The 961-nt window shown below is 72.9% G+C and carries 1 protein-coding gene and 1 pseudogene; both read left to right on the top strand.

The features are described from left to right. A pseudogene (locus D180_RS14000) lies at positions 1 to 144 on the top strand (tRNA threonylcarbamoyladenosine biosynthesis protein RimN); the annotation flags it as partial. Positions 145 to 449: 305 nt separating this feature from the next. Further along, positions 450 to 961 (top strand): hypothetical protein (locus D180_RS13995; protein WP_043091000.1); only part of this gene is annotated, 512 nt, incomplete at its 3' end.

Raw genomic sequence — 961 nt, 5'->3', positions numbered from 1 at the left:
GGCGAGCCGCCGGCACGGCAGCGCAGCGAACTGGATCCGCTGGTGCTGGGCGACCTCGACGGCCTGCTCGACGGCGACACCGGCGGCCTGGCCCAGCCCACCCCGATCCGCGACGCCGCCAGCGGCGAGATCCTGCGCGCCTGAGGCGCTGCTCTTCGGCGCGGCACGCCTGTCTTCCGCCGCGTCGGCGTCTGGCGGCAATGGCGCGATGGCGCCACGCGGGCGCTTCGCTTGCCGGACCCTCACCCCAACCCCTCTCCCGGTGGGAGAGGGGCTTTGGACTTTTCCTTCTCCCGCCGGGAGAAGGTGCCCCGCAGGGGCGGATGAGGGTACGGGCGAAGCCTCGCAGCGACAGATCAACACGGCAGCACTGCCGCGACGCCACGCGCCCTGAATCACGCACACCCACCGCCCTTTCCCTGGCTGCCCAAGGCGCGCAAGATGCGCGCATGCGCCTCCTTCTCCGCCCATTGCTGCTGCTGAGCCTGTCGCCCTGGATCGGTGCCGGCTGGGCGCAACAGACGCAGACGGTCAGCAGCGACGGCAGCAATGCGTCGGTGCGCATCTATCGCTGCATCGCCGCTTCCGGCGCGGTCAGTCTGCAGAACGCCCCCTGCGAGAACGCGCGCCAGCAGCAGGTGCTGGACATGCAGCGTCCACGCGATCCGCCGCCGCGGCCGACCACCACCATCAGCACCGATCCGGCACGCGCGCAGGCCTCGCCGGCGCCGCTGCCGCAGCGCGAACTCCGCATCGTCACCGTGCAGCCTGCGCAGCCCATGTACGAGTGCGTCACTCCGGAAGGCGCGCGCTACACCAGCGACGACAACGCCGGCAATCCGCGCTGGGTGCCGCTGTGGGCTTATGGCTACGCCGAGGGCCCGTACGCACGGCCATCCGGGCGCGGCCCCGATGGTCGCTCGCCCGGCCCGCCGGGACCGCCTCCGCCCGGCGGCCCGCG

Origin of the sequence: Xanthomonas sp. SHU 166 (genome assembly GCF_000364685.1) — a bacterium.
Classification (GTDB): Bacteria; Pseudomonadota; Gammaproteobacteria; order Xanthomonadales; family Xanthomonadaceae; genus Xanthomonas_A; species Xanthomonas_A sontii.
Note: the sequence above shows the minus strand (reverse complement) of the source record. Positions and strands in the feature narration are given on the sequence as shown.